The 14,465-nt window shown below is 28.3% G+C and carries 24 protein-coding genes; 3 read left to right on the forward strand and 21 right to left on the reverse strand.

Annotated elements, in window-relative coordinates; all coding sequences use genetic code 11:
• Positions 1-111: 111 nt before the first annotated feature.
• The 21 genes from ACIQ2X_RS17350 to ACIQ2X_RS17450 form a co-directional block, all read right to left on the reverse strand.
• On the reverse strand, positions 112-306 hold the full coding sequence (locus ACIQ2X_RS17350) for a hypothetical protein (protein WP_396180294.1): 195 nt from the start codon (positions 304-306) through the stop codon (positions 112-114).
• A 197-nt stretch (positions 307-503) separates the two neighbouring features.
• Positions 504-1,202 carry a PhoH family protein gene (locus ACIQ2X_RS17355; protein ID WP_396180295.1) on the reverse strand — a complete coding sequence of 233 codons (699 nt, stop codon included), beginning with the start codon at positions 1,200-1,202 and terminating at the stop codon, positions 504-506.
• Positions 1,202-1,651 carry a hypothetical protein gene (locus tag ACIQ2X_RS17360; protein ID WP_396180298.1) on the reverse strand — a complete coding sequence of 150 codons (450 nt, stop codon included), beginning with the start codon at positions 1,649-1,651 and terminating at the stop codon, positions 1,202-1,204. The genes ACIQ2X_RS17355 and ACIQ2X_RS17360 overlap by 1 nt, the downstream gene beginning before the upstream one ends.
• 150 nt (positions 1,652-1,801) lie before the next feature.
• On the reverse strand, positions 1,802-1,981 hold the full coding sequence (locus ACIQ2X_RS17365) for a hypothetical protein (protein ID WP_396180299.1): 180 nt from the start codon (positions 1,979-1,981) through the stop codon (positions 1,802-1,804).
• A 2-nt stretch (positions 1,982-1,983) separates the two neighbouring features.
• Complete coding sequence (locus ACIQ2X_RS17370; protein WP_396180300.1) at positions 1,984-2,460, reverse strand: hypothetical protein; 477 nt, start codon at positions 2,458-2,460, stop codon at positions 1,984-1,986.
• Entirely contained in the window at positions 2,450-3,448 is a 999-nt protein-coding gene (locus ACIQ2X_RS17375) for an adenylyl-sulfate kinase (RefSeq protein ID WP_396180301.1), read from the reverse strand. The genes ACIQ2X_RS17370 and ACIQ2X_RS17375 overlap by 11 nt, the downstream gene beginning before the upstream one ends.
• The gene (locus ACIQ2X_RS17380) at positions 3,433-3,813 is read right to left on the reverse strand and encodes a hypothetical protein (RefSeq protein WP_396180302.1); all 381 of its coding nucleotides are present in this window, start codon (positions 3,811-3,813) and stop codon (positions 3,433-3,435) included. Before ACIQ2X_RS17380 ends, ACIQ2X_RS17375 begins: the two co-directional genes overlap by 16 nt.
• Before the next feature lie 55 nt (positions 3,814-3,868).
• On the reverse strand, positions 3,869-4,120 hold the full coding sequence (locus ACIQ2X_RS17385) for a hypothetical protein (protein WP_396180303.1): 252 nt from the start codon (positions 4,118-4,120) through the stop codon (positions 3,869-3,871).
• On the reverse strand, positions 4,104-4,271 hold the full coding sequence (locus tag ACIQ2X_RS17390) for a hypothetical protein (protein ID WP_396180304.1): 168 nt from the start codon (positions 4,269-4,271) through the stop codon (positions 4,104-4,106). Before ACIQ2X_RS17390 ends, ACIQ2X_RS17385 begins: the two co-directional genes overlap by 17 nt.
• A gap of 16 nt (positions 4,272-4,287) precedes the next feature.
• Positions 4,288-4,446 carry a hypothetical protein gene (locus ACIQ2X_RS17395; RefSeq protein ID WP_396180305.1) on the reverse strand — a complete coding sequence of 53 codons (159 nt, stop codon included), beginning with the start codon at positions 4,444-4,446 and terminating at the stop codon, positions 4,288-4,290.
• A 3-nt stretch (positions 4,447-4,449) separates the two neighbouring features.
• The gene (locus ACIQ2X_RS17400) at positions 4,450-4,824 is read right to left on the reverse strand and encodes a hypothetical protein (protein ID WP_396180306.1); all 375 of its coding nucleotides are present in this window, start codon (positions 4,822-4,824) and stop codon (positions 4,450-4,452) included.
• Between the two features lie 262 nt (positions 4,825-5,086).
• The gene (locus ACIQ2X_RS17405) at positions 5,087-5,275 is read right to left on the reverse strand and encodes a hypothetical protein (protein WP_396180307.1); all 189 of its coding nucleotides are present in this window, start codon (positions 5,273-5,275) and stop codon (positions 5,087-5,089) included.
• Between the two features lie 21 nt (positions 5,276-5,296).
• The gene (locus ACIQ2X_RS17410) at positions 5,297-5,500 is read right to left on the reverse strand and encodes a hypothetical protein (protein WP_396180308.1); all 204 of its coding nucleotides are present in this window, start codon (positions 5,498-5,500) and stop codon (positions 5,297-5,299) included.
• Positions 5,497-6,756, reverse strand: coding sequence for a hypothetical protein (locus ACIQ2X_RS17415; protein WP_396180309.1), 1,260 nt, complete (start codon positions 6,754-6,756; stop codon positions 5,497-5,499). The genes ACIQ2X_RS17410 and ACIQ2X_RS17415 overlap by 4 nt, the downstream gene beginning before the upstream one ends.
• Positions 6,753-6,941: a hypothetical protein gene (locus tag ACIQ2X_RS17420; protein WP_396180311.1), complete on the reverse strand. Its 189-nt coding sequence runs from the start codon at positions 6,939-6,941 to the stop codon at positions 6,753-6,755. The genes ACIQ2X_RS17415 and ACIQ2X_RS17420 overlap by 4 nt, the downstream gene beginning before the upstream one ends.
• Positions 6,942-7,001: 60 nt before the next feature.
• Entirely contained in the window at positions 7,002-7,154 is a 153-nt protein-coding gene (locus ACIQ2X_RS17425) for a hypothetical protein (protein WP_396180312.1), read from the reverse strand.
• An 11-nt stretch (positions 7,155-7,165) separates the two neighbouring features.
• Positions 7,166-8,101: a DNA (cytosine-5-)-methyltransferase gene (dcm, locus tag ACIQ2X_RS17430; RefSeq protein WP_396180313.1), complete on the reverse strand. Its 936-nt coding sequence runs from the start codon at positions 8,099-8,101 to the stop codon at positions 7,166-7,168.
• Between the two features lie 56 nt (positions 8,102-8,157).
• Complete coding sequence (locus tag ACIQ2X_RS17435) at positions 8,158-9,657, reverse strand: DEAD/DEAH box helicase family protein (protein WP_396180314.1); 1,500 nt, start codon at positions 9,655-9,657, stop codon at positions 8,158-8,160.
• Positions 9,635-9,871, reverse strand: coding sequence for a hypothetical protein (locus tag ACIQ2X_RS17440; protein WP_396180316.1), 237 nt, complete (start codon positions 9,869-9,871; stop codon positions 9,635-9,637). Before ACIQ2X_RS17440 ends, ACIQ2X_RS17435 begins: the two co-directional genes overlap by 23 nt.
• A 36-nt stretch (positions 9,872-9,907) precedes the next feature.
• On the reverse strand, positions 9,908-11,095 hold the full coding sequence (locus ACIQ2X_RS17445) for a BT4734/BF3469 family protein (protein ID WP_396180317.1): 1,188 nt from the start codon (positions 11,093-11,095) through the stop codon (positions 9,908-9,910).
• A 702-nt stretch (positions 11,096-11,797) separates the two neighbouring features.
• A complete protein-coding gene (locus ACIQ2X_RS17450; protein WP_396180318.1) occupies positions 11,798-12,049 on the reverse strand; it encodes a hypothetical protein in 252 nt (83 codons plus the stop codon).
• A 141-nt stretch (positions 12,050-12,190) separates the two neighbouring features.
• Here ACIQ2X_RS17450 and ACIQ2X_RS17455 point away from each other — a divergent pair, with 141 nt between their 5' ends.
• From ACIQ2X_RS17455 to groEL, 3 genes are all read left to right on the forward strand, one after another.
• Entirely contained in the window at positions 12,191-12,583 is a 393-nt protein-coding gene (locus ACIQ2X_RS17455; protein ID WP_396180319.1) for a hypothetical protein, read from the forward strand.
• A complete protein-coding gene (locus tag ACIQ2X_RS17460; protein ID WP_396180320.1) occupies positions 12,561-13,001 on the forward strand; it encodes a hypothetical protein in 441 nt (146 codons plus the stop codon). The genes ACIQ2X_RS17455 and ACIQ2X_RS17460 overlap by 23 nt, the downstream gene beginning before the upstream one ends.
• A partial coding sequence (gene groEL, locus ACIQ2X_RS17465) for a chaperonin GroEL (RefSeq protein WP_396180321.1) occupies positions 12,985-14,465 on the forward strand: 1,481 nt, incomplete at its 3' end. The genes ACIQ2X_RS17460 and groEL, both read left to right, overlap by 17 nt.

Genomic DNA, 14,465 nt, shown 5'->3' on the forward strand with positions numbered 1-14,465 from the left:
CTAGGTCTGCTGTACTCTCCCCTATACTGCGTTATAGGACACTTCCTCCACGAGCTCTCTTGACTCCGAGGTCTTTCACTTTACTATAAGAGAATCAAGTGAATGTTATTTTTATCCTATATCAAACTTATCAAATAGATTTTGAGTATAGCTGTCTAACTTATTCATGGCTTCCATCGCATCTTCACAAAGTTTTTCTAATTCCTTGTCTTCTCCTTCGTAACCATAATGTTGAACCCAATACCCTAAACCTTCGTTTTCAATTTCGTTCCATAGTTGTTCTACGTCTTCTTCTGTCCAATTCATATCTGTTTTTATTTAAATTTATTTTTCGCCGCAAAAAGATAAAGAAACAGAGAGGATATTAAACAAACAAGCTTACTCGGAACTCTATCGGATATTCTTCCACCCTTCTTTGACACCTCTCACTCACCGATGACTGAGTTTGTTTCTTTATTTCTTCTGCAAATATATAACTAATATTTTAATTGTGCAAATTTATTTTACTTTTTATTATATTTAAAATCTAAAATCTTTTTAACTAAATCTGAACGGTGGTTTGATTTTAATTTATGGTAACCAACTTCATCAAACTCCTTAGCAATGTCAATAGCAAAACTTAGTCCTGTATAAGACTCTTTAATGTCTCGTTGATTGTTATCACCGTTAATTACTATTCTACCGCCTTTTCCTAAACGAGTTAATAAGGCTTCCATTTCATGCTCTGATAGATTCTGTGCCTCCTCAATAACTAAAAGTTCTCTATTCCCTATTGTTTTTCCGCGGATATATTGAGTAGGAATTCCCTCAATTTTAGCTACTGTTGATTTATTAGCATTTCTATCTTTATTTTCTTCCCCTCCGCTTAAATGTGTAAGATGTTTATCAACTTTTCCTTTATCATAACACGCGTATAAATTATCTCTAAACGCTTCAATATAGGGGTCAAATTTGGAGGATAATTCGCCAGGAAGAAATCCTAAACTCTTCCCAACCTCAACCGCAGCACGGGTTACATACACTTTATCAATGTAACCTTTGAATATTAAATCTAAAGTTGTTTGTGCTACAACTAAACTTTTTCCAGAACCTGCTTGACCTGTGATAACAACAATTTCTTTTTCATAAATATCTGCTTTTACTTTCTTTTGGTCTTCATCTAAAGTAACTTTGTACTTTATGTCATTTTTTAATTCTTTCATTAACTGTTTTCTTTTAAGTGTTTAGAGTAAATTGTTGCTTTAACCCAATAATTCAGGCAGTTAGGGTTTGTTAGATGTTGCCCACACAAAATTTCAGCTGTCTCTTTATAAGTTGTCTCTGCTTTAGAATAAGTAAAAAATAAAATTTCTTTTTTATATGGAATCCCACTCTTAATTAAAGCTTTTAACTCAACTGAACTGCTAATATAACTTTGCCAAGGATAAACTCCTTTATACTGTCCTTTTTTAGCTCCGCTCGTATACTTTGGTTTGTACATATATTTCTTACCAATATAGTATCTACCCGTACCATCTAAAAGTGTGATTTTATAAATAAATGCAAAGGAGTCTTTAGGTGTTTGTTCAATTTTATTTATGATTTTTCCCTGATACTCCCATTCTATTTTTTGAGGTTTATCTCCGTTTGTTTTAGTTTTCTTTGGTGGCATATTTAACTAAATATAAAATTAACTGTTGCTATTATACCTATTATTGTAAAAATACAAAGTATAATTTCAATTAATATATTTCTATCTTCCATATTTTTTCTGTATTTGTTTATTAATTCTTTTTATTTATTTTTTCGCGCAAAAAAAAAATTAAACAGAAACAACTAATATCCACCAATCAGAAGTACAAGGTGGGAATCTTTCTCCTTTAGTTAAAGCAATATACTCTTTTCCACTTCTGTACAAACCACTAAATTCTGCTTTAGTACCTGTCTTACAATATTCTGTTTGTGTTGTAAACTCTAATAGTTTTAATAGTATGTTTTTCATTTTTATTTGTTTTCAAAATTATATTTTAATCGGTCTTTTATCTCATTAGTGTAAAAAGAACAATCGTCTCTCAAATCTGTTATATTAGTTAAAGATTCTCTGTAAAAACCTCTTTCGTCAATAAACTGTTTATATCTTAAAGTTCCCGAAGCATATTTTTCTGCGGAAGTTATAGAACACTTTTCATATACTGTTGGGTCTTTTTCATCTTCATACCTTCCCTCACTTATGGCAACGCAAATGCGGAATTTGATTGAAGTCGCACTCTTGTCGTCCCTTCTAGTCCACTCGTTAATAAAGTAAGTGTGGTAAGGTCTTAAAGAAGCTTTTATATCTATAAATCTACTTTGGAATTCTAATAAAGTGTTTTTATTATTATCACCTCTATTTATAAAATCTCTATATTGAACTCTTGTTTCTTCGTAGTATTCAATAAGTTCTTTTAACTTTTCTGCAAATTGTTGTTTTTTATCCGACATTTAGCTGTTGTTTTAAAAATTCAAAATCTTCAGGATTAGCTTTTAAATACTCTGCAAATTTATCTGTTCCTTGTACTTTCTTTTCTTCACCGAATCTATCAGGAAATGTAATCCAACCTGCTCCTCCTACTTTACCAATTTCTGTTTCACAAAATATTTGTGCATATTCATCCACAATATTAAAGCCTCCATCATAATAGAAATTTAAAGTGATAACTTCCTTTTTATCATAAGCACCTGCTTTACTTTTACGGATTCTTACATCTAATTTATGACCTACAACTTCTTTCTTTTCATTTCTAATTAAATCTTTTTTAGTAAAATCTAAGTGAGTAAAAGGCATATATTTATTAAATTGCCCTCCAGGTAGTACCTTACTATCTCCATGCATTACACCTGGATTCTCTCTCCACTGATTTAAAACAATTAAAGCTGTACCTCTTCTTGCACAATTAGCATTGATAATTGGAAGCCTCGTGCCCAATTTCTTGGCTTCGACTCCAATCGAAAACTCTTCTGCTGATTTAGCTTCAATAGCAACAGAATAAAAAGATTTAATAGAATCAATAACGATACCCGAAACTTCCTCTGATTGTGAAAAAGCTTCTGCTGTGTCTAACATATTTTCAAGAACAGAGTCTTTATAAACAATAAGTCTATTTTTATCTAAACCAAACCTTTCTACGTGACTATCTGTTATAGTTTGTTCACCATCTAATACTACAACTGTTTTTTCAGGGAATTTTTCTTGTAAATATTTTGCAATAATAAGTGCAATACTACTTTTTCCACTTCCTTCCCACCCTGTTAATAATGTCATAGCTCCAAGTGGGATAACTTTATTATCCATATAGTAATCTAAATATGCACTACCTGATGAAGAAAAATCTAAATTCAAAGTTTCTATTTCTGATACTTTTTTAACTTGGTCTTGTTCTGCTTTTCCTTTATTTAATTTCTTTAAAACGTCTTCTAATTTATTTGCCATCTTTCTAATATTTTCCAATTGTATTTTTCTGTTACTTTTTCTAATAATTTTTCTATTTTAATCTTTTCTTCGGCGAAAAAAGATAAAGACTGTAATTGTTCATTTGTACCGTCATACTTTGAATGACACTGACAATTACTAAACCTTCCCCCTAAATAAACCACATTATCATCATCACATTGTATAGATTTGAAAAAAGATTTAGGAAGTCGATGTGCTATTTCTGAAACTTCTCCTTTTAATTTTTCTCCGCAATTTTCACAACACTTTGTCTTAGCTATTTCTATATGTTTTTGGAAGAATTCGGGTAGACACTCTCTTTCAGCTTTTCTCTTTTCTAATCCTTTCTTAGAATATTTTTTCATTCTACAAATGTATTGTTTTTATTTTAGTTGTGCAAATAAATTAAGATTTATTTAACTACCTTCCCATTATTTGTTCTTGTTCAGGAATATCAAAATCTATGTTTTCTCCTGTTTCTGCTATTCTAATCTCTTCTTTTAATTCTTTTTCGGCGATTTTATCTTCCAAATCTTTCTTCTTTTTTCTAAACTCACCTCGCTCACCATTGTGCCTATTCCACATTTGTTTTGTACTTTCGCAAACTTCTGTTGATTTTAATACTCCACTGTGAAACTTACCTTGGTCTGTATGTTTAAATGTTTTTCCCATACTTATTTTTAAAGTTTTCAGAAAAGATGTAAGGTTTCGGTACTAAATTCAAATTTTCACTCCAACGAGAAATATTATCTTCTGTATTGTACCATCTAAAACCTTGTCCATGTTTATGTTCACTTGGTAATCTTCCATCAATTATATTCATATCTTATATTGCGATTTTAATTATCTTTTACAATAAACATTAATAACTCTCCATTATGATACTTTTCAACCCTAGTAGAAAAAGTATCGTCTTCTGTCATATCCCCTATAAAAACAGCAGTTTTATTATCTGCAAGTCTTGCTTTATAGATATTATTATTTTTGTTAATCCACATAATTTAGTTTTTAAGTATATCTTCTATCTCTTTTTTCAGTTTCTCTTTTCCGCCGAAATTAAAGTTTTTCAACAGCCATTTTAAATACTTAGTATCTTGAAAATCAGTTACTTTTTTACCTGAGTACTTACCAAAGTTAAATATTTCAGTATACTCTTTAGGTTCAATTTCAAAAATACTTTCCGACCTAGGTACATACACTTTACGGTTTCTCTTAATAAACTGTTCTAAAGCTTCTCTAAGTTCTGTTTTATCACTTTCTCCTGCCGCCCACAAAAGTTCATTGTTTTCATTTAAGAAATAATGTGCATCACGTACCCACCATGAACTGCTACCATCTTTAAAGTTTTTTATGTTTATTTTTTCTTCTTTAGCCATTTTTAAAACTTATTATTTGTAGTGATATTGTTAGGTTAAACCTGATTATACTACTATAAAACATAATTATACTAAATAGAATCCCAATTTCCATTTAAACCGCACAATAACCACAGAGGAAAAAATAGTGCTAAACAAAATTTTCCAAATATAGTAGAATCACACCAAGCATTTTTTAATCTTTTTAAAAATTTTTTCATACCATCAGTTATTACAATCTTTTAAGTTTTGGCACTTTTCTTTATTTACTGCCGAAGATTAATTATTCTATGCATCTGTTTCTACAATCATCACAAAGACTGCATCTAATGTGCTTAAAAAATATATTTTTATGTGTACACTCATTATGCTTTTCTTCAAATAGAAACTGCTCAATAACTTTTTTATAATTATCAGGGCAAGTTTCCCAATATCTTACATTGTTTAATATGTTTAAAATTTCTTCTTTCATAATTTTATTTTGCGCAAAAAGTTAAAGTAAAGATTCTAATTCAGAAATAAAAACCGACCTTAAATGATGTTCCTGTTCTAAAAGTAATAATTGGTCTTCTAATAGTTTTTTTTCTTCTTTTAATAACTTATTCTTATTTATTTTAGATAGTTCATTTAATAACATATAAACCTCTTGTTTATAGTTTTTATGACTATATATAAGTTCTTGCATTTTATATTTCATATTTTAAAATTTTGTTTTATTAAATCCACCCATCCCTTTCTATGAACAGTTGCATACGCATTTTTTGATTTTGACTTATATTCCTTTAGTGTTTTACAATTTTTTGCTAATTCTATACATATTTCCAACGTATATAAACTAACAGGTTTTGTTTGTAATTGAAGGTGTTCGGCTAAATGACTCCTCCATTTATTTTTTAAAATAAGGTTCCATGCAGCTCCATATTTCTTTTTAATCTCTGATATAGTTTCACACGTATTTACCATTTCAATACATTTATCAAAAGTCCAATAACCTTTAGGTAAATTTATGACTTTCATATGTAAACAAGCATCTTCCAACCATCCATTTCTTATAGAAGCGCTATATGCTCCACTACTTCGATTATAAAATTCCTTTTTAGTGGTATATTTTAAAGCTTCTTGAATAACATTTTCTTTTATATTCCAATGACCATTATCTTTCCTTACTTTAATCATGTGTTTGCAAAATTCCTCTAACCAACCATTTTTAATCGATGCTTTGTAAGCTGTCTCGTTTCCATTGTTGAATTCATTTTTAGAATTATATTTCAAAGCTTCAGCCTTACATGCCTCATAAGTCCATTTTAGATTATTTCCACCAACACCTCCTGTCTTAGCTTTATTTAATTTAACCCACCCTTTATCAATATAACTGTTAAGATAAAACTCTTCAAGTATTTTAGCCTTTTCTACATCAACAGGTTCTGAAATTAACTCTATAAAAATAGGCTTCAGTCCTGTTTCTTGACTATAGTTAAATACAGTACCGCCTATATTATGCCACCTATTTCTTTCTTTAAAAGAGTATGTTAATCCAACATAAACATGGTTATCAGGAAATTCATAAGCATATATAAACCTTTTACTATGATTACCTAATGGTGTAAAATGTGTATTAATTTCACTCATCCACCCATTTTTTTGCGCAGCTTTACAAGCACTTTTTGAACCATTTACAAACTCCTTGTGATTTTGATATTTTAAAGCTTCCTCTCTACAACGTTCTATATTCCAATAACCTTTAGGTTTTTTACGCTCTATCATATGAGAGCATATTTCATCTAACCATCTGTTTCTAAGAGATGCTTTATATGAACTACCACTATTTTTTTCAAACTCATTACGGGTTTTATATTTAAGAGCATCTTCCTTACAAGCTTGAAATGTCCACTTAATTTTTTTTGTTCTAGGTTTTTCACAAATATATCTACAATCCTCTATTTCTTCTTTCATAACTTGTCTTGATTTCTATATTGATATTCCCACAACTCTTTTAATCCTGGTTGATGTTTACAATTTGTACATTTATAAACATTCACAGACACCTCGTCTTCTAATTCTTTTATTGAATATTTTACTGATTCTTCTTTATTACATTTTGGACAAATATACCAACTCTCTTTTACTGTTTCTTTCATCTGTTTTTTAAGTTTACTTCGTTTGTTTTTTGCGCGAAAAAAGATTTGAACAAAGTTCTTTTAAAGAAAACAGCTTTCTAACTTCTGTATATATCTTATATCTTCTTCTGTTAATTTATTTTGTTTTTCTCTGTCTAAAATATCTTTGTATTTTTCTTTTTCCGCCGATTTTATAGAAAGCCATTCTATGTGTAATTTAGTTTGTTGATTCATAGTTTCTGTTTTTATCCTTTTTGCGGAAAATCTAAATTCTTAAAAAACTCTACTATTATATCTACTGTCCAACCATTACCTAACATTTTATATCTTTGAGTATCAGAAACAGATTTAGTGTAATTATCAGGAACTGTTTGTAGCCTTTCGCACTCCAAAGGTGTAAATTTTCTGTAAGGTTTTCCTATCTCTATCATATTTTTAGGAGTTACGTTTTTACCTGTCCCATGTGCTAATTCTGTTGTAAGACAAGCCGATTTTCCTGTAGGTTGGTAGTTTTTAGCGTACTTTAATTGTGTAGCTATTGTTTCTTCTGAAAGATAATATTTTTCATCTACAACTAAACCATATTTACCTCTTTTCAACATACTTTTTACATTTTCTTTGTAAATTGTTGATAATATTGTTTGACTTTTTTCTTTTAAAGAACTACCTGTTTCTAATATGTTATTAACAAAAATGTTTTTATCTTTTATATCTAATTCGTTAACAATATTTGTCCAATATAATCTTTTTCTATTTTGAGCAGAAACTAAGTTTGAATTTATTTCAATTGGTTGCACTCCTAAATATTCTGATATTACATCTTGATATTCTTTTTTCATCTTTACATTTTCAAGTAAAAAATATTTAGGTTTACATTCTTTTAATAGACGCACAAACTCAAAAAACAATTTACTTCTCTCATCTTCAAAATTCAATTGTTTACCTGCAAAACTAAATCCTTGACAAGGACTCCCACCAATCAACAAATCTATTTTAGGTAAATCTTCTGCTTTTACATCAATAACACTTCCAAGCTGTATAGTATTTGGATAATTATGTTGAGTTACTTTTATTGCATGTTTATCTATTTCACTTGCAAAATAATTATCATATTTTATTCCTGCTTTATTTAAAGCTATTTGTCCGCACGACATTCCGTCAAAGAGCGATAGTACATTCATATTTTTAATTGTTTATTTGTGCAAATATATTACTTTATTTTGAATTACGCAAACTTTTACCAAATATTATCTAAATCTGATATTGTTTTAATTGAATTTGTATAATTATTTAGTACTTCTTTGGATGTAGTTACACTATTTATTTTATATTTTTGCACAAAAACTCCTAAATTCTTTTCAATACATTCTTTTAGCTTAGTACCCCTATCTCCATACCAATTAAAATCTTTTTGGTCTAAAAGCCAGGTTAAGTATGACTTGTTTTCTTTCATAACTTCACTTATTTTTTTGTCTTTGTACTTCCCAAAATAAAAGGTTAAATCAGAACTGCTATCTTTAGTACTTTCTATTTCCCAATCTAATTTAACTTGTAAACTTTTCTTTGTTGGGCGATTTGTAGTATTCAAAGGATAATTACTTAATAACATATCTCCATTAAAAACTGCCCAACCTTTTGTTAACTTTTCATTCTCAATAGATATTGTTTCAACATTACCAAATTTATTACAGTTACCACTTAAATCTACTATTTTACAGTCTTTTTTATCTTTGTGTACTCTTACTCCTCTGCCGACAAGTTGGTAATGAAACGTTAAAGAATTACTTGGTTTTGCAATAACAATAACATCTAATTGTGGGTGGTCAAATCCAATAGTTAATATTTTACATTGGATAATAACTCTTAATTTAAGGCTTTTAAAGTCATTAATTATACTGTCCCTATCTTTGTTATCCATTCCACTAAAAAGTGCCTTAGAACAGCTTATATTAGCTGCTATTTCTTCTGCATCAGATATGAAAGGAACAGATACTAAAATAGATTTTCTACCTTCTGAAATTAAGTTGTTAACTTCAGATATAATTCTGTTATTTATATCATTAGTTTCTTTAAATTTTTCTATACTTTTATCTGTATAGTCAGAACCTGTTGTATTTAACTCTAAATCTGTTTCATCTACATCTTTTATATCATAAACAAGTTTACTCCAATATCCTTGTTCTACTACTTCTGAAATTTGTACAACATCATTAATTGACTTATAAATACAATTTCTATCTCTATTCATCATTTTTAAAGAAGAACCTTGCATACCATTAGATAGTCTAAATGGTGTTGCGGTTACTCCAACTAATCTGTAATCTCTTAATTGTTTTAAAAATAAATCTATTTGTGAACCTTTTGTAGAAGCAGTGTGTGCTTCATCATAAACTATAACTACTTTTTTATCTTTAAAGAAATCTGAAAATTTAACTAAAGTTCCAATAGTTGCAAAAGTAACATGGCTTACATCTTTACTATTTAAAGAAGCTGAACAAATTGTAGCATCAAAACCATAAGATTTATACTTTTCATAATTTTGTAACACAAGCTCTTTACTACTTGTTACATTTATAAAATACCTATCTGTAAACTTTTGAGCTAGTGTGCTAATAATTAAACTTTTTCCAAATCCAGTTGGGTAAACAAAAACACCATGATTAGTTTTTGAATTTAATATGAAATCTTCTATTTTTTTAACAGCTTCTTCTTGTCTAGGTCTTAATGTATAACTCATTTTCATTTTTTAATATTTCGGATAAAGTTTTAAATATATAAATTAAACCTTCTCTTTCTATTGAACCTCTTATTTTAATAGATATATAATTATCTTCTATTGAATCACTTTTAAAATATACTTCCGTTATAGTTGAATTACCTTCGTACTTTCCTAAGTTCAAGCCAAAAACTATCTCTTCAGGTGAATTTATAAACCTTTCTATATTTTTCATATTTTTAATTTTAATGTACAAATATATAACATTATTTTATTTCTTGCAAGTATTATTTAAAAATTCTATTTCTTTTTTAAATTCACTATAATATTTTTCAACTGTCTTTTTTGATATTGGGTGATTTTCATATATTGCTTTTTGAGTAATTTTATTAATATTATTAAAATCCCAAGAATCTAAAATAGACCTTATCTTTTCCTTTGATATTTTTTCTTTTGATTCAGCGGATACTTCCCTACATACAGCTAATTTTTCATTTTTACTAAGTGTACAATTTTCACCAAATAATGCTTTTCTTTTTATAACACCGCAAGGATATAAAATACCTTCTTTTTTATATTTTAACACTGATTGTATAATTCTTTGTAATTGAGATTCATCAACAGGGTTTGTAAAATTATTGAAATTTACAGCGGATAATATTGAATGCAATCTATCTTCGTATATGTTTGGATTTAAACATACAATATTTGTGCAATAAGCTAAAAGAATATTATTTCTATTTTTTGAAACTTTTTTGTAAAGTAGCTTTGCTTGTATAAAATCAAAACCTTCTAAGTTTTTTACAAAGTCTTGTTTATTTTGTAAATAGTCATCTCTATTGTCAAACCTAACACTATTACCATTTACCCCCCACTGTGTGCTATATGCTTTTTCTCCTCTTTTAGTTTTAGATAGGGGGGTAATATTAATACTTTTAAATATTTTAGAATCTACATTTAAATACAATTCTTTATCAAAAGAAACTACATTAAATTGAGTAGTTTTTTTAGCTCCTAAATCTACATAATCTGATATACCTAACTGACCACAAATATAAGCATACGTTTCATCAAAGTTATTTTGAGACAGATTATCGACTTTTACAATAATAGAATATCCTTTACCACCAAAAGATTTGTAGAACGCAAATACAAGTTTTTTATCAATATTATTAATATTAAAGTCAGGAGCATCAATATCTATATATAACAAACCTGTTGGATTTAAAATATTTTCTATATTTTTATATTTGTTAAATGTAAAATTATAAGTTACGCAAGGAACTATTTTTGTCTTTACTTCATTATAATCTTTATTACCGCTTCTTGCTGATAATATTTCTATTGAGAAATCCCCACGTTTAATAAAGTCAAACCAATCATAAACTGATATTTGCTTAATAACATTACAGTTTTTTGTACAGTTGAAGAAATCTAATTTGTAGTCTTGTGTTTCCATATAAAAATGCGAAATGCCCTAAACAGAAAAAGACTTAGTACTGTGGAAGATAAGTCTTTGTTTTCCGTAAAGGACATTCACGTCTTTTATGTATTTTTAGTTTATGCAATAGTCTTCCACCTCTACTTTTAAACTCCGATATGTAAAATTAAATCTAACTCCGTAAGTTAGAAGCGTATCTTTAGGTAATACGTTTGCAAGAATAAATCTCTGACCAAGTTCATCACAATTTTTGCACGAACAAAATAAAAAATGATTACTTCGATGAGTAACCTCGACATTTACGGTTCTGTCGGCAACCACGTCATTCACAATTTTTGTGATGAAAAAATAAAAGAAACTGTTAGCCGTATGCATCCGATTATCCACTAACAGGTAAACTTACTATTAAAATTGGTTGTAGACCAAGTAAGAGTTCCTCACTATGATAATTTTGGAACTTTTATATTGTTGTTAAATCATTCATATTAAAAAATAAAGCTGTGTAAAAGATACTCGGATAAACATATCAACAGCTTTATAAAGAACAGTACCGATAATTATTTTAAATACTCATCAAATCATTTTAATGCGACAAATATACAACATTATTTTCATATATACAAGCAAAAGTAATAAAAATTTTTAAAATAAGCAAAATCCTTATAAAATTACTCAGTTTTAAAAAAGCCTCTCCGAAGAAAGGCTCAATTTTTTAAACAATCAACTATTAAAATCTACAAACTCTCCATTATCATAAAGACTTGGTTTATAATCAAATAAATCTTTGAAAAAAACTTTTATAGCCTCAGCATAAACAATTTCGTTTACATTTTTAGTTTCATACTTTCTAAACATAGAATACGTTAAGTGTCTTATAAACTCTTGATTTTCTTGTCTATATTTATAAGAAACGTCTGATTGAGAAATATAATCTCTCCAAATAAAATTAAAAAAATCTTCGTATTCTAGCATATTGTGGTTTTTAAAATGCAAATATAGAACAAATATTTTAATTGTGCAAGTAAATGATAAAAATACTTATTTTGTTAAGTTAATGTTAAAGTGTTTGGATATAAGATAATTAATACATATATTTGCATTTTTAATACAGTTATGCACGTAAAAATTAAAGACAAAAACATATTTTTTGACAAAATAAAACCTAAAAATCAAATAGATTTCATAGAATCTATATTGAAAATATACTCCGCATTAAATTTTGACGAAAAAAACAATTTACCAAAATCAGAAAGAACTGTTTTAGTTTATTACATACTGCATGGATTAACGGATGAAACTTTAAAAAACATATTAATAGATTTTCCAAAATACAGAGAAGGAGCATATCTACATCAAATGAATAAAAATTTAAGAGATAAGGGTTACTTAATAAGAGAATTAAACAACTTTAAAAAGTTTCATTTAAATGAAGATTTACAACATATAAGAAAAAAGTTTATAGAAGATAAATGTAAAAGTTATTATGTCGGATTTGAAACAGATTAGTTTTATAGATGATATTTTTGAGGATATAGGAGCTGATAAAGAGCAACAAATGGCAATAAAATTTTGGTTAGATTATGTCGCCAAAGAAACAAAAGAAACAGAAGTTTTTGCCATAGATATTCCAAAAATAGGAGTATTACATAGAAACAGAGTTTTAACTCAAAATTCTAAAAAATATTTAAAAAAGGACAGTGAAGAATATTCTAAAATAATGGATATGCTTTTAGAAATGAAATACTTTAAAGAACAGAAAAATGAAAAAACACCGCATTGTAAAACACCTTACACATACATAGCAAGCAGTTATTTAAAAAATAAATATGAATTACCACAAATATTTAATTCAGAAAAACAAGTAAAAGAAGTATATTCGGCAATAGAAAAAGAACAACAGAAATATTATGATAGGGGATTTTAAACATCAAGTTTTAAGCAGAGAAGAAACACAAGAAAAAATTAAACAAGGAATAGATTTAGTAGTAAATCCTGTGAAGGTGACTTTAGGAAGAGGGGGAATGAATGTATTGTTAATTCGAGATAACTTACTTCCTGTAATTACAAAGGATGGAGTTTCAGTAGCTAGAAACATACAACATGAAGACCCATTTGTAAATGCAGGAGCTATGTTAGTTAAGGAAGTATCTGCAAGAACAGAAGAATTATGTGGAGACGGTAGTTCAACTTCTAGTGTATTAGCTCAAGCAATATTTAATGAGGTTCAGAAGCACAAAAATATAAATCCAATTCAACTAAAAAAAGATTTAGAAAAAGTTACAGAAGAAGTTGTTGGACACTTAAAAAAATTAAGTCAAAAACCTAAATCAAAAGTAAGACTTAAAGAAATTGCAGATATTTCCGCTAATGGAGATAAAGAAGTAGCTGATTTAGTTTATAAAGCTATTCAAAAAGTAGGAGAGACAGGAGTAATTAAGGTTGAAGAATCAGAAGACGTAGATTCAAGAGTAGAAGTTGTAGATGGTTATCAATTAGATACTCCATTCTATAATGCAGGTTTTATAACAAATCACGATAAAATGACAGCAGAATTCTCCAATATGAATGTACTTTTATATGAAGGATTTTTAGAAACCTTTGACGATTTAGTTCCAACAATAAACGCAATAACAGATTTTACAGACCCTGAAAACCCAAGAGTAGGTGGTTTATTAATTTTGTGCGACACAATCGACCCAAACACAGAAAACCAAATACTAAACTTTAAATCATTAGGACATAACTTTATGATTTTAAAAACCCCTTTATTTGGAATTCAAAGAACAGAACTTTACCAGGATATTGCAACATTAATTGGAGCAGAAGTATATTGTAAAGAAAAAGGAAAACCACTCACAGAAGTTACAGTAGAAGGATTAGGAAAAGTTAAAAAAGTTGTTTCTGACGTAAACAAGACACTATTAATAGGAACAGAAGGCAATACATCAGAAAGAATAAATACCATCAAAGAACAGCTTAAAAACTACCAAGGCGCGTCAAAAGAAAAACAAACAATAAAAGACAGACTTGGAAAATTAGAAGGTGGTGTTGCAATGATTTATGTTGGTGGTGGTTCAAAATCCGACAAAAGAGAAAAAACAGATAGAGTAGATGACGCTTTAAAAGCAGTTAAATCTTGTATTGAAGAAGGATATGTAGCAGGAGCAGGAGTAACTTATTTAACTATTTCTAATATGTTGCAAGGAACTAATGAAGCCACACAAGTAATGAAAGAAGTTTTAAAAGCACCTTTCTTACAAGTTTATGAAAATGCAGGGATTGATGCTAATAAATATTTAGAGTATGTCATAATGTCACAATATGGTGCAGGAATAGATATTGACACAGAAGAAAAAGTTAATCTTTTTGATATTGGAGTAATTGACCC

The organism is Flavobacterium sp. (assembly GCF_044368625.1).
Taxonomy (GTDB): domain Bacteria; phylum Bacteroidota; class Bacteroidia; order Flavobacteriales; family Flavobacteriaceae; genus Flavobacterium.

What these genes read in the sequence shown, in the direction of transcription:
- ACIQ2X_RS17350 (WP_396180294.1), bottom strand. Translation starts at nt 306, where the DNA reads ATGAATTGGACAGAAGAAGACGTAGAACAACTATGGAACGAAATTGAA.
- ACIQ2X_RS17355 (WP_396180295.1), bottom strand. Translation starts at nt 1,202, where the DNA reads ATGAAAGAATTAAAAAATGACATAAAGTACAAAGTTACTTTAGATGAA.
- ACIQ2X_RS17360 (WP_396180298.1), bottom strand. Translation starts at nt 1,651, where the DNA reads ATGCCACCAAAGAAAACTAAAACAAACGGAGATAAACCTCAAAAAATA.
- ACIQ2X_RS17365 (WP_396180299.1), bottom strand. Translation starts at nt 1,981, where the DNA reads ATGAAAAACATACTATTAAAACTATTAGAGTTTACAACACAAACAGAA.
- ACIQ2X_RS17370 (WP_396180300.1), bottom strand. Translation starts at nt 2,460, where the DNA reads ATGTCGGATAAAAAACAACAATTTGCAGAAAAGTTAAAAGAACTTATT.
- ACIQ2X_RS17375 (WP_396180301.1), bottom strand. Translation starts at nt 3,448, where the DNA reads ATGGCAAATAAATTAGAAGACGTTTTAAAGAAATTAAATAAAGGAAAA.
- ACIQ2X_RS17380 (WP_396180302.1), bottom strand. Translation starts at nt 3,813, where the DNA reads ATGAAAAAATATTCTAAGAAAGGATTAGAAAAGAGAAAAGCTGAAAGA.
- ACIQ2X_RS17385 (WP_396180303.1), bottom strand. Translation starts at nt 4,120, where the DNA reads ATGGGAAAAACATTTAAACATACAGACCAAGGTAAGTTTCACAGTGGA.
- ACIQ2X_RS17390 (WP_396180304.1), bottom strand. Translation starts at nt 4,271, where the DNA reads ATGAATATAATTGATGGAAGATTACCAAGTGAACATAAACATGGACAA.
- ACIQ2X_RS17395 (WP_396180305.1), bottom strand. Translation starts at nt 4,446, where the DNA reads ATGTGGATTAACAAAAATAATAATATCTATAAAGCAAGACTTGCAGAT.
- ACIQ2X_RS17400 (WP_396180306.1), bottom strand. Translation starts at nt 4,824, where the DNA reads ATGGCTAAAGAAGAAAAAATAAACATAAAAAACTTTAAAGATGGTAGC.
- ACIQ2X_RS17405 (WP_396180307.1), bottom strand. Translation starts at nt 5,275, where the DNA reads ATGAAAGAAGAAATTTTAAACATATTAAACAATGTAAGATATTGGGAA.
- ACIQ2X_RS17410 (WP_396180308.1), bottom strand. Translation starts at nt 5,500, where the DNA reads ATGAAATATAAAATGCAAGAACTTATATATAGTCATAAAAACTATAAA.
- ACIQ2X_RS17415 (WP_396180309.1), bottom strand. Translation starts at nt 6,756, where the DNA reads ATGAAAGAAGAAATAGAGGATTGTAGATATATTTGTGAAAAACCTAGA.
- ACIQ2X_RS17420 (WP_396180311.1), bottom strand. Translation starts at nt 6,941, where the DNA reads ATGAAAGAAACAGTAAAAGAGAGTTGGTATATTTGTCCAAAATGTAAT.
- ACIQ2X_RS17425 (WP_396180312.1), bottom strand. Translation starts at nt 7,154, where the DNA reads ATGAATCAACAAACTAAATTACACATAGAATGGCTTTCTATAAAATCG.
- dcm (WP_396180313.1), bottom strand. Translation starts at nt 8,101, where the DNA reads ATGAATGTACTATCGCTCTTTGACGGAATGTCGTGCGGACAAATAGCT.
- ACIQ2X_RS17435 (WP_396180314.1), bottom strand. Translation starts at nt 9,657, where the DNA reads ATGAGTTATACATTAAGACCTAGACAAGAAGAAGCTGTTAAAAAAATA.
- ACIQ2X_RS17440 (WP_396180316.1), bottom strand. Translation starts at nt 9,871, where the DNA reads ATGAAAAATATAGAAAGGTTTATAAATTCACCTGAAGAGATAGTTTTT.
- ACIQ2X_RS17445 (WP_396180317.1), bottom strand. Translation starts at nt 11,095, where the DNA reads ATGGAAACACAAGACTACAAATTAGATTTCTTCAACTGTACAAAAAAC.
- ACIQ2X_RS17450 (WP_396180318.1), bottom strand. Translation starts at nt 12,049, where the DNA reads ATGCTAGAATACGAAGATTTTTTTAATTTTATTTGGAGAGATTATATT.
- ACIQ2X_RS17455 (WP_396180319.1), top strand. Translation starts at nt 12,191, where the DNA reads ATGCACGTAAAAATTAAAGACAAAAACATATTTTTTGACAAAATAAAA.
- ACIQ2X_RS17460 (WP_396180320.1), top strand. Translation starts at nt 12,561, where the DNA reads ATGTCGGATTTGAAACAGATTAGTTTTATAGATGATATTTTTGAGGAT.